19 protein-coding genes are annotated in these 20,308 nt (G+C 35.8%); 12 read left to right on the forward strand and 7 right to left on the reverse strand.

Translation table 11 applies throughout. The annotated features are described in order from the left end of the window. Position 1: 1 nt before the first annotated feature. Positions 2–2,392 carry a type IX secretion system anionic LPS delivery protein PorZ gene (gene porZ, locus DDY94_RS02550; protein WP_111682450.1) on the reverse strand — a complete coding sequence of 797 codons (2,391 nt, stop codon included), beginning with the start codon at positions 2,390–2,392 and terminating at the stop codon, positions 2–4. A gap of 119 nt (positions 2,393–2,511) precedes the next feature. Continuing rightward, complete coding sequence (gdhA, locus tag DDY94_RS02555) at positions 2,512–3,855, reverse strand: NADP-specific glutamate dehydrogenase (RefSeq protein ID WP_111682451.1); 1,344 nt, start codon at positions 3,853–3,855, stop codon at positions 2,512–2,514. Positions 3,856–4,075: 220 nt separating this feature from the next. On the opposite strand from gdhA, the gene DDY94_RS02560 reads away from it, so the two are divergent. After that, positions 4,076–4,879, forward strand: a complete 804-nt coding sequence (locus DDY94_RS02560; RefSeq protein WP_111682452.1) for a THC0290_0291 family protein — start codon at positions 4,076–4,078, stop codon at positions 4,877–4,879. A gap of 56 nt (positions 4,880–4,935) precedes the next feature. On the opposite strand, the gene DDY94_RS02565 is transcribed toward DDY94_RS02560, so the two are convergent. Continuing rightward, positions 4,936–6,075 carry a cystathionine gamma-synthase gene (locus tag DDY94_RS02565; protein ID WP_111682453.1) on the reverse strand — a complete coding sequence of 380 codons (1,140 nt, stop codon included), beginning with the start codon at positions 6,073–6,075 and terminating at the stop codon, positions 4,936–4,938. A gap of 187 nt (positions 6,076–6,262) precedes the next feature. Here DDY94_RS02565 and DDY94_RS02570 point away from each other — a divergent pair, with 187 nt between their 5' ends. Continuing rightward, positions 6,263–6,940: a DUF3298 and DUF4163 domain-containing protein gene (locus DDY94_RS02570; RefSeq protein WP_111682454.1), complete on the forward strand. Its 678-nt coding sequence runs from the start codon at positions 6,263–6,265 to the stop codon at positions 6,938–6,940. Here the strand turns inward: DDY94_RS02570 and DDY94_RS02575 are convergent. After that, positions 6,934–8,184, reverse strand: coding sequence for a cation:proton antiporter (locus tag DDY94_RS02575; RefSeq protein ID WP_111682455.1), 1,251 nt, complete (start codon positions 8,182–8,184; stop codon positions 6,934–6,936). The two genes, DDY94_RS02570 and DDY94_RS02575, sit on opposite strands and share 7 nt — an antisense overlap. Before the next feature lie 82 nt (positions 8,185–8,266). Here DDY94_RS02575 and DDY94_RS02580 point away from each other — a divergent pair, with 82 nt between their 5' ends. The 3 genes from DDY94_RS02580 to DDY94_RS02590 are packed head-to-tail and all read left to right on the forward strand — an operon-like array spanning position 8,267 to position 10,638. Beyond that, on the forward strand, positions 8,267–8,620 hold the full coding sequence (locus tag DDY94_RS02580) for an arsenate reductase family protein (RefSeq protein ID WP_111682456.1): 354 nt from the start codon (positions 8,267–8,269) through the stop codon (positions 8,618–8,620). Then, positions 8,613–9,506, forward strand: a complete 894-nt coding sequence (locus DDY94_RS02585; protein ID WP_111682457.1) for a DMT family transporter — start codon at positions 8,613–8,615, stop codon at positions 9,504–9,506. Before DDY94_RS02580 ends, DDY94_RS02585 begins: the two co-directional genes overlap by 8 nt. Before the next feature lies 1 nt (position 9,507). Then, complete coding sequence (locus DDY94_RS02590) at positions 9,508–10,638, forward strand: peptidogalycan biosysnthesis protein (RefSeq protein WP_111682458.1); 1,131 nt, start codon at positions 9,508–9,510, stop codon at positions 10,636–10,638. Between the two features lie 3 nt (positions 10,639–10,641). Here DDY94_RS02590 and DDY94_RS02595 read toward each other — a convergent pair whose 3' ends face one another. Next, positions 10,642–11,121 (reverse strand): acyl-CoA thioesterase, encoded by a 480-nt coding sequence (locus DDY94_RS02595; protein ID WP_111682459.1) that lies wholly within the window; start codon positions 11,119–11,121, stop codon positions 10,642–10,644. A 131-nt stretch (positions 11,122–11,252) separates the two neighbouring features. On the opposite strand from DDY94_RS02595, the gene DDY94_RS02600 reads away from it, so the two are divergent. From DDY94_RS02600 to DDY94_RS02615, 4 genes are all read left to right on the forward strand, one after another. Further along, positions 11,253–12,110 (forward strand): YicC/YloC family endoribonuclease, encoded by an 858-nt coding sequence (locus DDY94_RS02600; RefSeq protein ID WP_111682460.1) that lies wholly within the window; start codon positions 11,253–11,255, stop codon positions 12,108–12,110. 13 nt (positions 12,111–12,123) lie between these two features. Beyond that, on the forward strand, positions 12,124–12,711 hold the full coding sequence (gmk, locus tag DDY94_RS02605) for a guanylate kinase (protein WP_111682461.1): 588 nt from the start codon (positions 12,124–12,126) through the stop codon (positions 12,709–12,711). 2 nt (positions 12,712–12,713) lie between these two features. Next, positions 12,714–13,304, forward strand: a complete 591-nt coding sequence (gene nadD / locus DDY94_RS02610; protein ID WP_111682462.1) for a nicotinate (nicotinamide) nucleotide adenylyltransferase — start codon at positions 12,714–12,716, stop codon at positions 13,302–13,304. 66 nt (positions 13,305–13,370) lie between these two features. Continuing rightward, complete coding sequence (locus DDY94_RS02615) at positions 13,371–13,709, forward strand: hypothetical protein (RefSeq protein ID WP_111682463.1); 339 nt, start codon at positions 13,371–13,373, stop codon at positions 13,707–13,709. Here DDY94_RS02615 and DDY94_RS02620 read toward each other — a convergent pair. Next, positions 13,706–14,065 carry a YraN family protein gene (locus DDY94_RS02620; RefSeq protein WP_111682464.1) on the reverse strand — a complete coding sequence of 120 codons (360 nt, stop codon included), beginning with the start codon at positions 14,063–14,065 and terminating at the stop codon, positions 13,706–13,708. The two genes, DDY94_RS02615 and DDY94_RS02620, sit on opposite strands and share 4 nt — an antisense overlap. Before the next feature lie 36 nt (positions 14,066–14,101). On the opposite strand from DDY94_RS02620, the gene DDY94_RS02625 reads away from it, so the two are divergent. From DDY94_RS02625 to DDY94_RS02635, 3 genes are all read left to right on the forward strand, one after another. Beyond that, entirely contained in the window at positions 14,102–15,313 is a 1,212-nt protein-coding gene (locus DDY94_RS02625) for a helix-turn-helix domain-containing protein (protein ID WP_232817803.1), read from the forward strand. Between the two features lie 76 nt (positions 15,314–15,389). Next, positions 15,390–17,540: a serine hydrolase domain-containing protein gene (locus tag DDY94_RS02630; RefSeq protein WP_111682466.1), complete on the forward strand. Its 2,151-nt coding sequence runs from the start codon at positions 15,390–15,392 to the stop codon at positions 17,538–17,540. Beyond that, entirely contained in the window at positions 17,530–19,206 is a 1,677-nt protein-coding gene (locus DDY94_RS02635) for a serine hydrolase domain-containing protein (protein ID WP_111682467.1), read from the forward strand. Before DDY94_RS02630 ends, DDY94_RS02635 begins: the two co-directional genes overlap by 11 nt. Before the next feature lie 32 nt (positions 19,207–19,238). Here the strand turns inward: DDY94_RS02635 and DDY94_RS02640 are convergent, their stop codons facing one another. Beyond that, positions 19,239–20,261, reverse strand: a complete 1,023-nt coding sequence (locus DDY94_RS02640) for a S66 peptidase family protein (protein ID WP_198658902.1) — start codon at positions 20,259–20,261, stop codon at positions 19,239–19,241. Positions 20,262–20,308: the final 47 nt, after the last annotated feature.

The raw sequence follows: 20,308 nt of genomic DNA on the forward strand, positions 1-20,308 counted from the left end.
TCTAACGAACAATTAGAACCTTAAGGACTTTGGTTTCAAACGAATCTAAATCTGAGATCATTACCAAATAAACTCCGGTCCTCACAACGGAGTTTGCAAGATTTTTACCATTCCAGATCGCTGTTCCGCCATCAATAGCAAAATTATAATTGGCTGAAGACGATCTTTGGTTGACATTAGACTGTGCTTCGGCTACCAGATTACCTTCTACGTCTGTGATCTTTATATTCACCCTATCCGTAAGGCCGCTAATTTTAACACCTTTGTTTATGTCATTTAGATCGTTAAACCCGAGTATATTATATTCTGGTCGAACCGGATTTGGATACACAAAAGCGTTTTCGAGTGTTTCTTCGGGCTTAGACCCACCCGCACGAAATGCGAGCATTCCTCTGATGGTAGCAATGTAAACGATTCCGTTATCTGCATCTATGGATATGTCGTTAATTCGATTGGAAGGCAAAGGCGAATTATCGGTCGTAAAATGAAAAATAGTGTTCTGACCATCGGGTGAAAAATAAAAAACGCCTGAATCTACAGTTCCAACCCATTTGTTATTAGACCCATCTACTTCAATATCAGTAATGGTTTGTCCTTCTAACAATTCTTTAGGGATACCATCTTCAAGAATGATAATAGAACTTAGAGTAGGATTTGGGTCATCGTAAAAACCTGAAGTATTGAATAAAACCCTCAAGCCAGAAAAAGTTCCTACCCAAAGTTGATTTCTATTGTCTATGGCTAAGGAAGTGACCCTTGGAAAAGGTAGATTTTGTTCTTCAGACACTATATTTCGAAGTGGGTTATTCCCGATAGATTCGTTATAAGCATATAGTCCGTTTAAATAACCGCCAATCCACTTGGTACCATTATTATCAATGGCTATATCAAAAAACCCAAATTCATCCGTTAAGGCATCTTCAATAATTGTTGAAAAATCATAACCTTGCCAACCTCCTGAATTAGGGTCATATGATTTTAATGGGTTTGGTGCCCTTGCTGTCATAGACCACAGTACGCCGTTTCTGTCGAAAATAGAGGCTGAAACTCTTATGCTTACAAAGTCTGGTGCACCTGGTACAACTAAAGACTCTAGCCCACTATTTGTTTGATTGTATAGAATGGTAGGTTCAAAATCATTGATCTCTAATATGCCACTTTGAAACGAACTCACAAAAACCTGATTTGGGTTAAAAGGGTTCACTGAAATTTCTGATAGATTTCGCGCCCCGAAAACACTATCAAATGGGATGCTCTCCCAAACTTCATCTCTTAAATAACTTAAACCTCTTGATCGTGTTGGCGCCGGATTTAAAGATTCGCTATAATCCCCGAAGCTTGCCCAAACTGTTCCCGTTTCGGCATTTAATCTAAACACTTCATTAAATAGAGGCCCATTTGGTTTTATTTCCTGATATTCAGCTGCTCCTAATGTGGAGGTCGTTAACACCCCTAATTCCGTGGTTCCGATATAAATATTATTCCCAAAAAGTGTTGCTGAAGTGAAATTTGTATCGAAATCTGGGGTTGGCTGATAACTATTGGTTAATACTAAATTTTCATCGTAAACATATACATTATCTGCAGTAGACACTATAAAGTTAGATCCTGAAATCTCCGTATCATTTGGCAATTGTGGAATATTAAACAAAAAGGTTGCATTATTGCCATCTACTTCGAGTAAGTCTGAATTAAATCTAATGGTATAAATTAGATTTGACAAGGCATCTACTGAGAAAAAATTACCGTCCAAAATAGTCTGCCATTGCATAAAGTCGATAAGATTTGGATTATCTAAATCTGCTTTTTTAAGACCATTCCCGTCAGAGCATGCAGCAAATATTTCGTTATTAAGGACAGTCACCTGATTTACGACAACCTGCGCACCACCATTACCTAGAAAATAGGTGTCACCGAATTCTAAACGTTCTAAATCATAAACTGAAACCCCAAATCCTGTTGAGATATAAATGAATCCTTCATTTTCAAAAAAGTGGTTAATACGTTTACGAGCAGGTGTGATATTGTCTTTTTCAAGTATGTCAACAACTGAAAGTACTGAGGCATCAGATTCAAAATATAGTTCTATGAGTCCTGTTTCGTATCCTATTAATAGTAATTGGAATTCTGCACTGTAATGAATGGTTGTAATTTGTTCACCTGAAAGACCTTCAATTGTTGTGATGGTATTTAAATCTCCGGTATTGGTATCATATTCAAAAATGGCATTCTGAGCTGCTGCATAAATTTTATTATCACCAGCCACAACATCTACAATATCATTATAAGAGTAATGCGCTTGCCATAAGGATGAGAAATCTTGAGCATTACCCTTCAAATAAAATAAAAAGGTCAACGAAAATAGCCAGACCTTAAATGCCGTTTTGTTCATCAAAAGATTTGTTTTATCAAATATATTAATAGTAACGATAATATAGCTTCATTAATATACTAACTGCATAAAAAAACCCTCATAAAATGAGGGCCTTTATTGTTATTCTGTTGGATGTACTATACAACACCTTGAGCTAACATGGCATCCGCAACTTTAACGAAACCTGCAATGTTAGCACCAGTAATATAATCTACTGTACCATCATCATTTTTACCATATTGTACACAAGCGTCATGGATATCAGACATGATATCTTTAAGTCGTGCATCAACTTCTTCTCTTGTCCAACTTAGACGTAAGGAGTTTTGACTCATTTCTAATCCGGAAGTTGCCACACCACCAGCGTTAGATGCCTTTCCAGGTGCAAATAATATTTTTGCTTTTTGGAACTCATGAATAGCTTCTGGAGTAGATGGCATATTAGCACCTTCAGACACACAAATACAGCCATTTGCAATTAATTGCTTTGCTTCATCGCCATTAAGTTCATTTTGCGTTGCACATGGTAAGGCAATATCGCAATTTACTGACCATGGGCGTTCTCCAGCGACGTATGTTGCGTTTGGATATTTTTCAACATACTCTTTAATACGTCCTCTTCTAACATTTTTGAGATCCATTACAAATTGTAACTTTTCAGTATCAATGCCTTCTTCATCAAAAATGTAACCACCAGAATCTGATAAAGTAAGTACTGTTGCTCCTAATTCGATAGCCTTTTCAGCAGCATACTGTGCTACATTACCAGAACCAGATATCACAACTTTCTTACCTTCAAAAGAATCATTTCTTGTTTTTAGCATATTTTCGGCAAAATAAACATTTCCATATCCTGTAGCTTCTGGTCTAATTAATGAACCACCCCAAGATTGTCCTTTTCCTGTCAACACACCAGTAAATGTGTTATTCAATTTCTTATACATTCCGAACATAAAACCGATTTCTCTGGCACCAACACCTATATCACCAGCAGGGACGTCTGTATTATGCCCGATATGTCGGTATAATTCCGTCATGAACGCATGGCAAAAGCGCATTACTTCATTATCGGATTTACCTTTAGGATCAAAGTCAGATCCACCTTTTCCACCACCCATTGGAAGGGTAGTTAAACTGTTTTTGAATACCTGTTCGAAAGCCAAAAACTTAAGAATACTAGCATTCACCGTTGGATGGAAACGCAATCCTCCTTTGTAAGGACCAATAGCAGAGTTCATCTGTACTCTGTAACCTCTATTAACTTGAATTTCTCCAGAATCGTCTACCCAGCTTACTCTGAACGATATTAAACGCTCTGGTTCTACCATTCTTAATAGAATATTTTTACCGTGATAAATATCGTGCTTAACGATATAAGGGATAACTGTTTCAGCTACCTCTTGAACAGCCTGTAAGAATTCAGGTTCGTGTCCATTTCGCTTTTTTACTTCATCTAAAAAAGCATCAATTTTATCTTTCATATAAAAAATTGTTAAGAAATTGTGATTTACAGGGTGCAAAGATACATTATCTGTAAAAATTACGGCTTATTTTTTTTATATTCTCAATTATTTTTTGAATATTTCAGAATTGCAGTAAAATTCTTCTCCCTAATAAGAAATATGCATTTTATCCGTTTTATTTGGTAGTTCGTCGAGTTTTTATATATTTGTTCGGCGACAGCTTAATCGTATTTATTATATGGGAATACATGTTAGAAAATTACTTTTTGGGTTTGTATTAGTCTTTTCAATGCAAAACTCGTTTGCCCAATTGGGTTTCTCGCACGAAATAGGAGCATTTGTTGGTGCTGTTGCATTTCAGTCGGATTTTGGTGTTAGAAGTGATTTTGAGACTAATTCCGGTAATACTGGTGTAGCTGTAGGAATAGTTCACTACATCAATTTTGCTTATCGTGCAGACTGTAACTGTTATACTACAGATACGTATTTCAATGATCATTTTAAGCTAAGGAGTGAAATTTCCTGGAATAAAACCACGCTTAATCATTTCGGAAAGTGGGTAGATGATGCCAGAACAAGTGATAATGCAGACCGATTAAGAGCCCATACAGGTGAAGCGCAAAATTGGGATGTTGGGATGCAGTTAGAATATTTCCCGAGAAGTATTAGAGCTTTTTCGGCAGGTGCTTATTCTTTTGCGCCTTTTGTTGCTCTCGGAGCGCATTATGTGTCGTTTAACCCTTCTGTTGAAACCACTTATGGGGATGGTAACATTTTAAACAACAACAATTTTTATAGTTTTTGGAATGACGCCTCAGGCGGCGATCCATTTATTAGTCCAGATTCAGGTTCTACATGGTCTGTGGTAAGTAGCATAGGTACAAGATATAAACTTACTATACTTTCAGACTTGTTTGTAGAGCTTAGATGGCAATACTATTTTGATGATTTTGTAGATGGATTAAATCACAAGTTATCATCAAATAAAGCAAATGATTGGAATTTATGGCTCAATTTCGGATATATCTATTATCTCGATTAAGATCATAAACAACGCAAAAAAAAGACCGAATCTCGCGATTCGGTCTTTTTATTTATCTATCCTATGGCTTGTTTCAGATCTTCGATTAAGTCCTCTTCATCTTCAATGCCTACACTCAACCTAATTAAAGAATCGACAACACCCGTTTTTTCTCTTTCTTCCTTCGGAATACTCGCATGCGTCATACTCGCCGGATGCCCAGCTAATGATTCTACACCACCAAGTGATTCTGCGAGGGTAAATATTTTTAAGTTTTCAACTATTTTAATAGCCTCATCATAGTTGTTCCCTTTAGTAGTAAATGATACCATACCTCCAAAATCATTCATTTGAGATTTTGCTACTTCATGGTTAGGGTGACTTTCAAATCCTGGCCAATAAACCTTTTCAATCTTCGGATGACTTGCTAAATATTCTGCAACTGCTCTGCCATTTTCACAATGTCTTTGCATTCTAATATGCAAAGTTTTAATTCCTCTTAGAACCAAAAACGAATCCTGCGGACCACATACAGCTCCGCTTGCGTTTTGAATAAAATATAGTTTATCAGCTAAGTCTTTATCCCTTACAACTAAGGCTCCCATAACAACATCGCTATGACCGCCTAAGTATTTAGTTGCTGAATGCATCACTATATCTGCACCAAGATCTAAGGGTTGTTGCAAATATGGTGTAGCAAATGTATTATCAACCGCTAGCAAGACATTGTTCTTTTGAGCAATTTTCGAAACTGCCTTTACGTCGATTACATTCATCATTGGGTTAGTTGGTGTCTCTACCCAAATGAGTTTTGTGTCTGGCGTGATATACTCTTCAATTTTATTCGCGTTTTCCATGCCAATAAAATGAAACTTGATCCCAAAATCTTCATATATTTTGGTGAACAACCTATAGGTACCACCATATAAATCATTTGTAGACACCACCTCATCACCGGGTTGTAACAACTTAATTACCGCATCGATCGCGGCCAAACCTGAACCGAACGCCAATCCGTAATTTCCATTTTCTATGCTTGCAAAAGACTTTTCTAAGGCATTGCGTGTAGGATTATGAGTTCTTGAATATTCATATCCCTTATGACCTCCTGGCGTCGATTGTGCATAGGTTGACGTTTGATAAATTGGTGGCATTACAGATCCATAAGCCGGATCGTGTTCCTGACCACCATGTATGGTTTTTGTATTGAATTTCATAATTTGAATAATTAAAATGCCTTAGACGTCTTTCAGATTTAAACTTTACAAAAAGGCAATTTTGAAGCAACAAATTTAACGTATAATTCGTTGTATTCAAACCAGTGAATTACCTTTATGGTAACCTTCTTAAAATCTTTTACTTGTGAAACGTTTTACATCACTAATTTTAATAATCACATGTCTGATGGCTTGTGAAACTGAAACTAAACCTATAGAATTTCAAACTGTATCAATCGAAAATACATATAATTCGGATATTTCTGTAAATATTGATAAGGCCTCAGGAAATAGTGCATTGAGCGAACAGATTAATTCAAATATTGAAAAATGTATTGTTACATCTTTAAGTGATTCATTGAACAATGAAAGCCTGGAAACACTATTGAATTCGTTTGATAAAGACTACATTGAATTTAAGAATGACTTTCCTGAATCTGCAGAACCTGTTTGGGAATTGCATATAGAAACGGAGGCGACCTATCAATCAGAATCGGTTATAAGCATTGCTGTAAGCACCTACGATTTTCAGGGCGGTGCACACGGAAACGATAAGATCACCTTTCTAAATTTAGATGCAAAAACTGGAAAACAATTAGCGTTTAGTGACCTCATTGAAGATTCTGAAGAATTCAAAAATCTGGCGCAAACTCATTTTATTAAATCACTCGAAGATGAGGATGAAGGGTCTAGTATGGAAGACTTTTTCTTCGGAAAATCTTTTCAACTTCCAGAAAATATCGGGTTTAGCGATGATGGATTAGTGATGCTATATAACATTTATGAAATTGCATCTTATGCTCAGGGTTACACTGAGTTTGTAATTCCTTTTGAAGAGGTAAAATCCTTTCTTAAGCTTTATTGATCTGCTTTTTTTGTTAAGCGTTTTATTATCGGACCAACCGTTAATCCTTGTCCCAATATCGAAACAACAACTACAATATAGGTAATGACTAAAAAGAGTTCTCTATGCATTTCTTTGCTGAGGCTTAACGCAAGGGCAATAGAGATACCTCCTCTGAGTCCTCCCCAGGTCATAATCAAATCTGTTTTAGGGACAAAGTCTGACCGTTTCGCAAAGAATTTAACGGGCATCCAAAGTGATAAATATCTGCACATCAAAACTATTGGAATGGCTAGTAAACCGGCATAAATAAACTTACCTTCAAGAGTTAAAACGAGCATTTCCATACCGATCATTATGAAAAGAATAGTATTTAGAAGAACATCTATCAACTCCCAAAACTTGTCGACGTAAGTCTCTGTAGTCTCAGACATAGCAGTCTGACGCACAGTATCGTTGCCAACAATTAACCCCGCCGTAACCATAGCTAATGGCGCCGATAAGTGTAAATGGTGTGCAACCATGGTACCTCCCATAACTGCTGAAATGGTTAAAATAACTTCAATTTCATAGTTGTCTATCGACTTCATTAATCGATATGTAACCCAACCTAAGAACAAACCTAATGCTATACCACCAATAACTTCTTCTCCAAACAAGGCTGCAATTTCCGAGAATTCTACGGGTGCATTTGGTTTCTCGGCAATTTTAAATATGGTCAGAAATACAACAACACCCACACCATCATTAAATAGTGATTCGCCTACAATTTTGGTTTCTAATTTTTTAGGTGCGCCAGCTTTTTTCAGAATTCCTAGTACAGCTATAGGATCTGTAGGTGAAATTAACGCCCCAAAAAGCAAACAATTTATAAGGGTAACTTCTAGACCTAACCAACCTAAAACATAAAACATGATAATCCCAACAAGAAATGTAGACACTATTACGCCGAGTGTAGCAAATGCAAGTATCGGACCTCTCTGCACCTTCAATTGATCAAAATTAGTGTGTAAAGCCCCTGCAAATAGCAGGAAACTCAACATTATATCGAGCAATACTGTTTCAAAATCTATACTATTAATAAACGCTTTTTCGCGGAGTAACAAGGTATCGTCAAACTGTGCTATACCAAGAATAACTATTGTAAAAACTATAGTAATGAGCATTAATCCTATGGTAATTGGTAGTTTTAGAAAGCGGACATTGATATAACCGAAAACAGCAGAAAGTACAATTAAAACTGATGCAATAGAGTAATAATCCATAGGCTTATATTTTTCTTAAATGTAACTATTTTTCGTTTGAAATACGGTTACTTTGCAGTCTTAAATCCAATCAAATTTTAATATGTCTAAAATTTATTATTTGAGCACGTGCAACACGTGCATGAGAATTATTGATGAACTTAATCTACCTCAAGATTTTGAGCTGCAGGATATTAAAAATGATCCTTTAACACCTGACCAAATTGAGAAGATGAGAGCATTAACTGACAGCTATGAAAGTCTGTTTAGCAAACGTGCGAGATTATACAAAGAGCTCGATCTTAAAAACAAAACACTTTCTGAAGACGATTATAAAGACTATATTCTTGAACATTATACTTTTTTGAAACGTCCTGTAATTCTATATAACGACCAGATCTTTATAGGTAATGCTAAAAAGACCGTAGAAGCTGCAAAACAAGCGATACATGAATAGTAGAGCCTTTGCCATTTTTGCTTTGTTTATGGTCCAGCTGCTTTATGGGCTTAATTACACATTTGCCAAAGTGGTAATGAATGAAAACTACATTAAACCTTTCGCTTTTGTGGTGTTAAGAGTTGGTGGAGCAGCCGTTTTATTTTGGATATTTAGTATCTGGTTTCCGAAGGAAAAAATTGACCGGAAAGACTACTTCAGGTTTTTTGCTGCAGCCGTTTTTGGTGTGGTGATCAACATGCTTTTGTTTCTAAAAGGATTAGAACTCACGTCGCCAATTCATGCGTCGGCCATTGTTACAATTACACCTGTTATTATTCTGGTACTTTCAGCATTGATCTTAAAAGAAAAAGTCACTGCACTTAAGGTAATTGGTATTTTTCTTGCGCTTTGCGGTGCTTTGGTATTAACCATTTATGGCAAATCTACTCGTGCTGCTGATAATATTGTGTTAGGGAATATGTTTATATTCATTAACGCCATTTCTTATAGTATTTACATTATCTTAATTAAACAGCTAACGGCCAAATACCATCCCTTTACTTTTATAAAGTGGTTATTCCTTTTTGGCTTTTTTATGGTAATACCGTTTGGATATAATCAATTATACGAAATCCAATGGGAAACCTTTACCCCTTATGTATCATTCTCTGTAGGCTTTGTAATTATTGGTGCAACCTTTGCGACTTATATATTGAATCCGTACGCATTAAGTAAATTGAAGGCCTCAACAGTTGGTGTATTTATATATTTACAACCCGTAATTGCTGGTTTATTTGCCATTGTTATGGGCGTAGATGCAATCGATGTTATAAAGGTTATAGCCATGATGTTAATTTTCACGGGAGTCTATATTGTTTCGATAAAACCCAAAAAAGCACAATAGTTTGGCGCTAACTTCTGAAATATTTCAAGTTGTAGATGACATTCCAAAATCGTATTGGGAAACACTCAATTGCACCTCCAATATTTACTATTCTCCCGAATTTTTAAAAACATTCGAACTTGCGAATACCGATATAGAATTCAATTATATATTCATTCTAAAAGATAAAGAACCCGTTGCCTTTGCCAATACTCAACTGGTAACCATAGGCATAGAAACCATCACTAAAAACATTAGGATGTCTCCTAGAATAAGGCGCATCGTAAACAACATGTTCTGTAAAAACAGCATTAAGGTATTGTTCTGCGGGAATGTTTTTTTAAGTGGTGAATATGGCACTTTTCTGAAGGAAGGCGAACCAAAAGTTGAAACGTTTGGTGCGATTGCAAAAGCTGTTAAGAAGTTGTACAGGTGTCGACGACTTCACACTATCTTTATCAAAGATTTTGAAAACGAATCGCTCTATATCACCGATCATTTAAAATCCTTTGACTACGCGTCAATGCATGTAGAACCTAACATGATTATTTATCTGAAGCCCGAATGGCAATCCTTCAGCGATTATACCGACGCTCTAAAATCTAAATACAGAGTAAAAGCTAACCGTGCCGATGCGAAAAGTGAAGCATTAGAGTCCAAAATATTTACAGTTGAAGACATTAAAAAGCATAAAAACGAACTTCAGGCCTTATACCAAAACACCATAGATAATGCCGATTTTAACGCGCAGATCTTAAATCTCGACACCTATATTCATCTTAAAAACACCTTCAAGGAAAAATTTATTGTGAAAGGATACTTCTTAAGCGGCCAGCTTGTAGGGTTTCTGTCGGCCATGCAAAATGGAAGTAATCTCGATGCACATTTTATTGGTATCGACTATGAAAACAATAAAGAATATGGTATTTATCCTAGAATTCTGAACGATTATGTACGAATAGGGATTGCTACAGAATCGAAGCAAATTAACCTAGGTCGCACTGCTTCAGAAATTAAAAGCACCTTAGGTGCCCAGCCAAAAACATTAACCTGTTATTGCAAACACAAGCATTTCCTTCCGAATCAGATTTTGAAACCTTTCGTGAAGAATGTTCAAATAAAATCGTTTAAACAGCACCAACCATTTAAGTGATTGCTAAATTTCAATTGGCTTCGGCCTTACACCATGCTTGCGCGTATCTGCTTTGGTTAAAATCTTAAAATCTTCAGATTTCGGGAATTTATCTGCCAATTCTAATAACGGAGCTGGCAAAGCAGTAAGCTTACGAGCTGTGAGGTCAATCCATCCGCCCTGCATTTCGCAGTAAGCAAGATGATCTCCTTTTTCATTGTAGAAATTATGTTTGAACATAAAAAGCATACCATCTTCGCTTAATCCAGAAACCTCAATAGTGACCGTTATTGGTGCACCTATGAACGATTCTTTAAAATAATACATATGCTCATAAAATACTACCGGACCAACATTATGCTTTCTAATTTCGGGCATTGAAAATCCGTGATTACCAAAAAATGACATTCGTGCATGACTCATAAAATTGGTATATGCCGAATTTGCCAAATGCCCATTCGCATCGACATCGCTCCAACGGATCTCAAATTGTTTTTTGTACATACTTCAAACTGATTAATGAAAAACAAAGTTAGAAAAAATATTATGCGCGCATAGTAAATAGCTATTATTTAACTTTGATTTAATGCCAGTTCAATTTTGTACCTTTGCCCAACTTTAATCGCATCGTATTAATGATACAATCAATGACAGGTTACGGGAAATCTGTATTACAGCTTCCTACCAAAAAAATATCTATTGAATTAAAATCTCTTAACAGCAAAAACCTGGATGTTAATGCCAGAATGCCATCAACCTACCGCGCAAAAGAACTCGATATAAGAAAAGATATCGCCAAACAGCTTGTTCGTGGTAAAGTAGATTTTTCACTCTATGTTGAAATTACCGGTGAAGAGACCTCATCAAAAATAAATAAGACTGTTGTACAGGAATATATTAAACAACTTAAAGGTGTAGTTGACGGTGATGCTACTGAATTACTAAAAATGGCAATCCGTCTTCCTGATGCAGTAACCACAGAACGCGACGATATTGACGAAGAAGAATGGGGTTTAATTGCTAATGGTATTAATGAAGCAATTTCAAAAATTGTTGCTTACAGAAAGGATGAAGGGGCTATTTTAAAACAAGACTTCATTAACAGAATTGGCACATTAAAACAGCTTCTTGAAGCGGTAATTGTTATGGATCCTGAGCGAATCGATGGCGTTAGAGCACGACTCGAGAAAGGCATTTCTGAAATCAAAGAAAAAGTTGACGAGAATCGTTTTGAGCAAGAACTTGTTTATTACATAGAAAAATTTGATATCACTGAAGAGAAAGTACGATTAGATAATCATCTCGATTATTTTATCAAAGCACTAAATTCTGATGATTCGAATGGCAAAAAACTAGGCTTTATTTCACAGGAAATAGGAAGAGAAATCAACACCATTGGCTCTAAATCTAATTATGCACCAATGCAGAAATTAGTCGTTCAAATGAAAGACGAGCTCGAAAAGATTAAAGAACAATTACTGAACGTACTTTAAAAATATCAACTGCGTGCTAAAAGATTCAAAAAAACAAGGTAAACTTATCGTATTCTCAGCACCTTCAGGCTCGGGAAAAACAACAATAGTTCGGCATTTATTAAAACAGGAAGAGCTTAATTTAGAATTTTCAATTTCTGCAACCTCTAGAGATAAGCGTGGCAACGAACAACACGGCAAAGACTATTATTATTTGTCGCTCAAAGAGTTTAAGAATAAGATAAAAGCCGACGAATTTTTAGAATGGGAAGAGGTCTACAGAGATAATTTTTATGGCACCTTGAAGGCCGAAGTTGAACGTATCTGGGCCAAAGGCAAGCATGTAATTTTTGATATCGACGTTTCTGGTGGACTTCGTATTAAACGTAAATTCCCGGAACAAACTCTAGCGGTTTTCGTAAAGCCACCAGACCTCAACGAATTGGTGCGTCGTTTGAAAGACCGCGGAGAGGAAAGTGAAGATAAAATAAGTATGCGCGTGGCAAAAGCACCTGCAGAATTGGCAACGGCGCCACTATTTGATGTGGTTGTGGTAAACTCTGATTTAGATACCGCCTTAAAAAATGCATATGAACTTGTTTCTGATTTTATAAATAGTTAATCATGAAAGTCGGACTTTATTTTGGCACGTTTAATCCTATTCATGTTGGGCATTTAACCATTGCTAATCACCTAGCAGAACATAGTGAGCTAGATCAGATTTGGTTTGTGGTTACACCTCAAAGTCCGTTCAAGAAAAAGAATAATATGCTCGATGATCATCAACGTCTGGAAATGGTTTATCTGGCAACAAAAGACTACACCAAATTACGACCAAGTGATATTGAATTTAAGCTTAAACAGCCTAATTACACTATCGATACTCTAACTTATTTATACGAGAAATATCCGCAACATCAATTCTCACTCATTATGGGTGAAGACAATCTGAAAAGTTTTCACAAGTGGAAAAACTACGAGCTAATTATCGAAGAACACGACATTTATGTCTATCCAAGGTTGTCTGAGGGAAAAATTGACACGAGATTTAACGACCATCCTCGAATATTTAACATTTCTGCTCCAATAATGGAGCTATCTTCAACGTTTATTAGAAACGAGATCAAAGCAGGTAGGAATGTTCGTCCAATGTTACCCGATAATGTGTGGCATTATATAGACGAAATGAATTTTTACAAACAATTTAAAAGTTAACAGCTATTAGCTTTTATATTCTTTCGAGAATAATTATTTTTAACTAGAAAAAAGATTGAAAAAGATATGACATTTACAATAGTTTTTTTGTCCGCTATAATTGCCCTCATTATTTCAAAAACAACCTCCATCGTAAAAAGAAATAACCTGAGTGCTTCTAGTGAAAAGCGCGTCTTAATTGCTGGTGTCCTCCTTACACTTTTTCTTTTAACTAACGTTACTTTACCATATCCTGAATCACTTTATTGGTTCATTGGCCTAAGTGTGGTTTTTGTGAGTTTTATTTTAACCTTTAGTGTTCTTAAACAAGAGCTAAAGCGATTCCTTAACCTAAAACTCCAAGATAAAATTGTAAATGTTTTGTTTTATAGTTTACTGCTAGTTGTAACCAACATCTACCTTTAAAAATGATAGAACGCATCTTCTAGATGTTCTATCTTAATTCCGTCCTTATTTTTTACAATGGCAATAATGTCAAAACGTACTTCTACGTCTAAATCATTTGCAGTTATATATTCGTCGATAACCTTAACTAAATTTCGAATTTGTTTTGGTTTAACAAATTCCTGAGGATGTCCAAAATCTGTGGATGAACGCGTTTTCACCTCAATCACAGCTAAAACTTCACGCTTCTGAGCAATAATATCTATTTCAGCTTTTTGAAAACGATAATTTTGTTCTAAAATGTCGTATTTATTTTCAATTAAATAATCTATTGCTAGTTGCTCACCTTTTTTACCTAATTCATTATGCTGTGCCATGATTCAAAATTTAGAAAAATGTAGTACATTTAAATAGTGAATGTAATCGCCGTAACAATCAGTTTAATATTCGACTATCCTTTCAACTATAATGAATATAGCTCGCTGCTATTGCTCTTTTTTTTCCACGGCATGGTGTTCTCATTTTTATTGCTTCGGAATGGAATTATTCACAACAACAGAGCTAGTAAGTGGTTAAGCTTACTACTATTTCTGTGGGCCATGTATTTAATTCCTTATATGCTTGGCTACGCCGGATGGTACACAAGGGGTCTTAAAAGAGCAATAATGTTCTTTGTTCCGTTTATGCAGGTGCTTTTAATCGGTCCGGTTGTATATTTCTACACCAAAAGTTTACTAAACTCTAGCTTTAGGTTATCTAAAAAAGATTATCTCCATTTTATACCTGCCATTTTATATGCTATTTACAGCTTGGTGGTTTTTGTAACGGATAAACTCATTTTAGATGAGTACTACTTCTATGCAGACCAGAAAGATAAAGATCTGGCGGACTGGTATCAGATGGCGGGATTAATTTCTATGGTTTATTATCTCATAATTAGTCTACGATATTATTTCAACTATAAAAGGTTGCTTTTTGAAAAAGTAAGTTATGCCGAATCTATATTATTTGTATGGATAAGAAATTTTATGATTGCCTTTTTAGGCCTACTTGTACTTAGGGTATTGTTTTTCATTTTCGATAAAGACTGGGGCAATTTTGGCAGTCAGTTCTGGTATTACTTAGCCTTTTCAGTGGTTTTTTATTACATCGCTATTACTGGTTACAGCAATATCATTAAGCAAATTACACTTGAAGGCGAAAAACTAAAAGTAGTAAACGTATTTGTTGATGAGGAAGTTGAATCCCCTGAAACCAAGGATGAGCTAAAAGAGCTCGATAAGGACCATGCTATCTGGAAATCAAAACTATCCGACCTAATGAAGGATAAACGACTCTTCGAAAACCCGAGACTTACACTTTCTGATGTTGCCCAAGAATTGAACATCACTACAAAAACAGTTTCTTCAGCTGTTAATTCTGGTTTTAATATGAATTTTAATGATTTTATTAATCATTATAGAATTGAGGCTGTTAAAGATAAACTGAACAAAGGCGAACACAATAGTACCACATTATTAGGGATTGCTCTAGACTCGGGATTTAACAGTAAAGCCACTTTTAATAGAGCATTTAAAAAAAGCACCTCCTTATCGCCTAAGGATTATATTGAAAAATTATCTTAAAACAGGTCTCAAATCAAGATTTGAAGCGTTTGGTGTTGTAATTTCATAGAGATTTGTGGAAAATAATAATAAGACCATGAAAACATTCGCCACCCTTTTTGCAGTAGTCATATCATTCGGACTGCATGCACAAGACCTTTCCAAACAATTTAAAGATATCGATTCTATAATTGAATCTAAGATCAAAAAAGATCATCCAGGGCTTATGGTCGGTATCGTAAAAGATGGAAATATCATCTATGAAAAATACCACGGTCTGGCTAATCTCTCATTCAAAATAAAAATGGATGAAAACACAAGATCGAACATAGCTTCTACGGCGAAACAGTTTACGGCTTTAATGATTTTGAAATTATCATTAGAAGGAAAACTAGATTTAGAAGATGACATTCGTAAATATATGCCCAACTTATATCCACAAGTAAAAGAGGAAATCAAGATTAGGCATCTTATAAATCATACCGCAGGTATAAGGGATTATGTGGGCTTAATGGATATGCAAGGTGAAGCATTTTGGAAGCGCGTTGGTCTGAATAATAATGATATCATAGAACTAACAGAAAACCAACAAGAACTGGCTTTTAAACCAGGAACTGACTATTCATATAGCAATTCGGGTTATGTAGTTTTAGCGAAAATTATTGAAAACGTTACGGATGAAAAGTTCACCGATTATTCAAAAAAATTCTTCGAAGAACTAGGCATGAATAACACCGCCTTCATTGAGGGTTATATGCGCGTTATACCAAATAGAGCAGAACCTTATGCAGATTGGGGAAGTGGCGTTTGGTTTCAATCACCAACGGTCACCAAAACAGCGGGTGAAGGATTTTTATACACAACATTAAAAGACCAACTCATTTATGAACAAGCTGTGCAAAACGCAGAAAAAAAGAATAACGAGTTATTGATTAAAAGTCAGAAAGCCATTCCTAATAGTGAAATTACAACCTATGGTTACGGCTTAAGGCTTTTCAATTGGTATTGGGGTGAACGTGCCTCAGTGCATCATGATGGAGGAACTAATGGTTATAATTCGCAAACTGTGAGGTTCACAGACGATAAGCTCACCGTTTTTGTAATGAGTAATAACGGCAATATCGGTAGCGACGTCATCGCTGATGAAGTTGCAAACGTTTTACTTCCAAAAATAGAAGTGAAGAAAAATACAACATACGATAGTCGATATTATGACACTGCGAATACCTCGACGCAACAACAAGTAATAGGACAGTATATTTCTTCAAAAGGCACATTGATCAGGATTGTTGAAGTAGAAGGAAAGACCTACTACAAAAGAGGCGGAAACGTCACTATAGAATTAATTCCAGAAAGTAAAAATCAGTTTTATCCTTCTTATAATTCTGAAGAAAAAATTGTGTTTTATAAAGATGAAATGATCCTATTTGAACCATCGGGAGAGACTAAAATTTTTGAAAGAAGTACAGCATTACCAGCTACATTGTCCGATTTGAAAAATTTCGTTGGAAGATACGATAGTGCTGAATTAGATATGAGTTTCGAACTTAGACTCACTGAAGACAACGAACTTAAGATCAAATTTTCGAACAGAGAAGACGAACGCGATGTTACAGCTCTAAACCGAGATGAATTACTTTCACGCAATTTTATTTTGAAAGTAGAAAGAGATCAATTTGATAGGCCTGCCGATATATTGGTTACACTCGGAAGAGCAGCAAATAATCGATTCAAAAAGAAAACCAACCTGAAATTTCAGCCGCAAATTCCAACAGAAGGTGGTACAATTCAAGTAACTACTATTGGTTCTCGCGAAGGTGATAATTCAGATATATTACTCACTAAAAACTACCTAAACGGTAACGAAATTTGGAATAAACGATTTGGTGGAAAGAGCTATGACAAAGCAAGTTCAATTGTTGCAACACCAGATGGTTATCTTATTGTTGGATCAACGAGTTCTTATGGTAATGGCAATTATGACATGTATGTTATAAAAACCGATAAGGATGGTAAAAAGGAATGGCAAAATACCTACGGTGATTTTTATAATGAATACGGTTATACCGCCGAGGTTACCGACAAAGGTTATGTAATTAAAGGAACAATTCAGAAATGTACTTCTAATTCTGACGTCTTTAATAGAACCTGCACAACCAATGTGTGGTTTGTATCCATAGATGACGACGGTAAAGAAATATCTAATGAAATTCTAGACGAAATTAAGAAAGAAGGTCATGAAGGATAATTTATATGCTATCACAAAGGCATTAGTGCTTTGCGTGGTATACATAACCTTAGACTCTTGTAAATCTAAACCTTCACAACTAAGTAATCTTCAAATTCAACGTTTAGATTCCATTGCTACTATAGATGTCCCTAAGGACGCTCCTGGTGTAGCCGTGGGAATAGTACTGAATGGAGAAATCGTTTATGAAAAGTACGCGGGTTATGCCAATCTTGAAGACAGCCTGTTAATAGAAAAGAATTCAAGGTTTAATATTGCGTCTAACGGAAAACAGTTTACAGCATTAGCCATACTAGAACTTATTGAAAATGGTAAACTTAAACTTGAAGATGATATCAGAACGTTCTTCCCTGAGCTTTATCCAGCTGTAAAAGACAAGATCACTGTAGCGCATTTACTAAATCATTCAAGTGGTATTAGAGATGTCTATGATCTTTGGTCACTTCAAGGGCTTACCTGGTGGGAACATACCTTTGATAATAACGATGTACTAGAACTTTTAAAAAAGCAAACTGAACTCAACTTTGTACCTGGTTCAAAATACGCCTACAGTAATTCAAATTATATGCTTCTTGCTGAGATCGTGGCTATTGTTTCAGAAAGTAGCTTCGTTGATTACACCAATAAAATGTTTTCCGATCTTAATATGCCTAATACCTCATTTGTTGCAGACCACACGGCTATTAAAGGCCCGATAGCTGAACCCTATTTTAACTTCGATACTTGGTTTAATTATGATTGGATTTGGAATGCCCATGGTGATGGAAATATCTTCTCAACCCTTGAAGATCAATTGGAATTTGAAAAAATTCTTCAGACTAAAAAAAACCAAAGATTTTCAAAAAAGGTATTGATTCAGAGTCAGTCATTAATTCCTAATTCCACCATCGAAAATTATGGCTATGGAGTTGAATTTATGGAGCATCAAAATATTCCTTACAAATATCACGGTGGTTCCACAGGTGCCTGGAAGGCGATAACAGCCCGATTTGAAAATCAGAAGTTTTCTATTGTTACACTCACCAATAGCGGAAAGACGGATCCTATGACACAGACTTTAAATAGTGCTAATGTTCTGCTCGAATTAAATCCTGATACTAACGACATAAAATTACAGCCAGATTCGATCGGACCTTATGTTGAGATTGATGCCATTACAGGTATGTACGAGATTGAAGGTTATATATGGGAATTTGTAGTGAGAGACGAAGAACTATTTTTGCTTAGAACAGGTCGGAATGATACGAAATTGATACGTGAAGCCGATAATGTGTTTCAGCAATGGAATGATGCGCCATTTAAGCAAGAATTCACCAAAAATGAAAAAGGTGAAATGCAGGTTACAGCCTATTACCCTAATACGCCGACTTTTACATTAACACGAAGAAATACTGACTTTTCAGATTTTGATTTCAAGGCCCTAGACGGTAAATATATTAATGAAGAGACTGGTGTTACCTTCGAAATAAATTATCAGACAGGTCTGAAATACAGCATCAAAAATGCAGCAGATGATATGACAGCGATATTATTATCAACTGAAAAATTAGTCATTAACGATTACGGCTACAGTTTAATAATAGGTATGGAAAAAGAGGATGATACGCATGACTTATTTTTAACTTCTGGAAGGATTCAGAATGTACGATTTTCAAAAGTTGAATAGTTCTTGAAGACTAATCTAAGGATGCTTGCTTTTTAATTAAACTTTAAAGTGGACCCACGTTTATTAACCTTCAACTCGATTGTTCTTCCCAAAACCAAGGCTCTGTTATCATCTTCATGACCAGCCGGCATATTGAAGGCAATCGGGAAATCATATTCGGCTAAAGCATCAAGAATTAATTGCTCAATTGATGTTCCCCAGAGGGTTGTGTTTTTCCTGAGTTTTGACATGTCGCCAACGATCAAACCCTTCAGATTATCAAAATAACCTGCGCGTTTCATGCTTTGTAGCATGCGGTCTATATGGTATTTATACTCTCCGATCTCTTCAATAAATAAGATCTTGCCACTTGTATCGATACTTTCATCAGAACCCAACATGGTATGTAACATGGTTAAGTTACCACCAACCAGCATACCTTCGGCCTCACCAATTCGGTTATAATCTGAAGCTTCTAAAGAATAATCAGTTGGGGTTCCAAAAATCGCAGATTTAAAGGTATCAACAGAAGCTTGTATTTCACTAAGTTTTTCTGTTAAGCTAACACACATTAAAGCATGAATAGATTCAAACCCCTGGTTATGCAATTGATTATGGAGCGCTGTAATATCACTGAAACCAATGACCCATTTAGGATGTTCTTTGAATTTGGTATAATCTAATTTATCTAAAATCCGAACTGTTCCATAGCCACCTCTGGCACACCAAATAGCACTTATTTTAGGGTCATCCATCGCATTTTGAAAATCTTCACAGCGTTCCTCGTCAGTGCCAGCAAAGTGGTTGGCCTTGCTAAACACATGTGGCCCAACTACCGCATATAATCCCCAACTCTCCAATAATTCAACGGCTTGTTGTACTTCACGTTCTCGGTTTTTTAGAATTCCAGAAGGTGCTACGATTGCCACAGTATCACCGGCTTTTAAATAAGGTGGTTGAATTAAACCTAATGTCATTTCGGTAGAATTATCAATTTCACTTTGAGCATAACCTCGGTTAATTATCCCAATATTAAGTGTAAGGATCAATGAAAAAACGAGACTTCTCAAAATCATAAAAAACAGCTTTTTGTAAATGTACATTTTTTTTAGAACTGTTTTTA

Origin of the sequence: Winogradskyella tangerina, from assembly GCF_003260205.1 — a bacterium.
Classification (GTDB): domain Bacteria; phylum Bacteroidota; class Bacteroidia; order Flavobacteriales; family Flavobacteriaceae; genus Winogradskyella; species Winogradskyella tangerina.

Bases quoted from the DNA above. Each gene is read 5' to 3' on its own strand.
- DDY94_RS02585 (WP_111682457.1), top strand. From the start codon at position 8,613: ATGAATAGTAGAGCCTTTGCCATTTTTGCTTTGTTTATGGTCCAGCTG.
- DDY94_RS02595 (WP_111682459.1), bottom strand. From the start codon at position 11,121: ATGTACAAAAAACAATTTGAGATCCGTTGGAGCGATGTCGATGCGAAT.
- DDY94_RS02600 (WP_111682460.1), top strand. From the start codon at position 11,253: ATGATACAATCAATGACAGGTTACGGGAAATCTGTATTACAGCTTCCT.
- gdhA (WP_111682451.1), bottom strand. From the start codon at position 3,855: ATGAAAGATAAAATTGATGCTTTTTTAGATGAAGTAAAAAAGCGAAAT.
- DDY94_RS02575 (WP_111682455.1), bottom strand. From the start codon at position 8,184: ATGGATTATTACTCTATTGCATCAGTTTTAATTGTACTTTCTGCTGTT.
- nadD (WP_111682462.1), top strand. From the start codon at position 12,714: ATGAAAGTCGGACTTTATTTTGGCACGTTTAATCCTATTCATGTTGGG.
- DDY94_RS02635 (WP_111682467.1), top strand. From the start codon at position 17,530: ATGAAGGATAATTTATATGCTATCACAAAGGCATTAGTGCTTTGCGTG.
- porZ (WP_111682450.1), bottom strand. From the start codon at position 2,392: ATGAACAAAACGGCATTTAAGGTCTGGCTATTTTCGTTGACCTTTTTA.
- DDY94_RS02560 (WP_111682452.1), top strand. From the start codon at position 4,076: ATGGGAATACATGTTAGAAAATTACTTTTTGGGTTTGTATTAGTCTTT.
- DDY94_RS02620 (WP_111682464.1), bottom strand. From the start codon at position 14,065: ATGGCACAGCATAATGAATTAGGTAAAAAAGGTGAGCAACTAGCAATA.
- DDY94_RS02630 (WP_111682466.1), top strand. From the start codon at position 15,390: ATGAAAACATTCGCCACCCTTTTTGCAGTAGTCATATCATTCGGACTG.
- DDY94_RS02615 (WP_111682463.1), top strand. From the start codon at position 13,371: ATGACATTTACAATAGTTTTTTTGTCCGCTATAATTGCCCTCATTATT.
- DDY94_RS02640 (WP_198658902.1), bottom strand. From the start codon at position 20,261: ATGATTTTGAGAAGTCTCGTTTTTTCATTGATCCTTACACTTAATATT.
- DDY94_RS02580 (WP_111682456.1), top strand. From the start codon at position 8,267: ATGTCTAAAATTTATTATTTGAGCACGTGCAACACGTGCATGAGAATT.
- DDY94_RS02565 (WP_111682453.1), bottom strand. From the start codon at position 6,075: ATGAAATTCAATACAAAAACCATACATGGTGGTCAGGAACACGATCCG.
- DDY94_RS02570 (WP_111682454.1), top strand. From the start codon at position 6,263: ATGGCTTGTGAAACTGAAACTAAACCTATAGAATTTCAAACTGTATCA.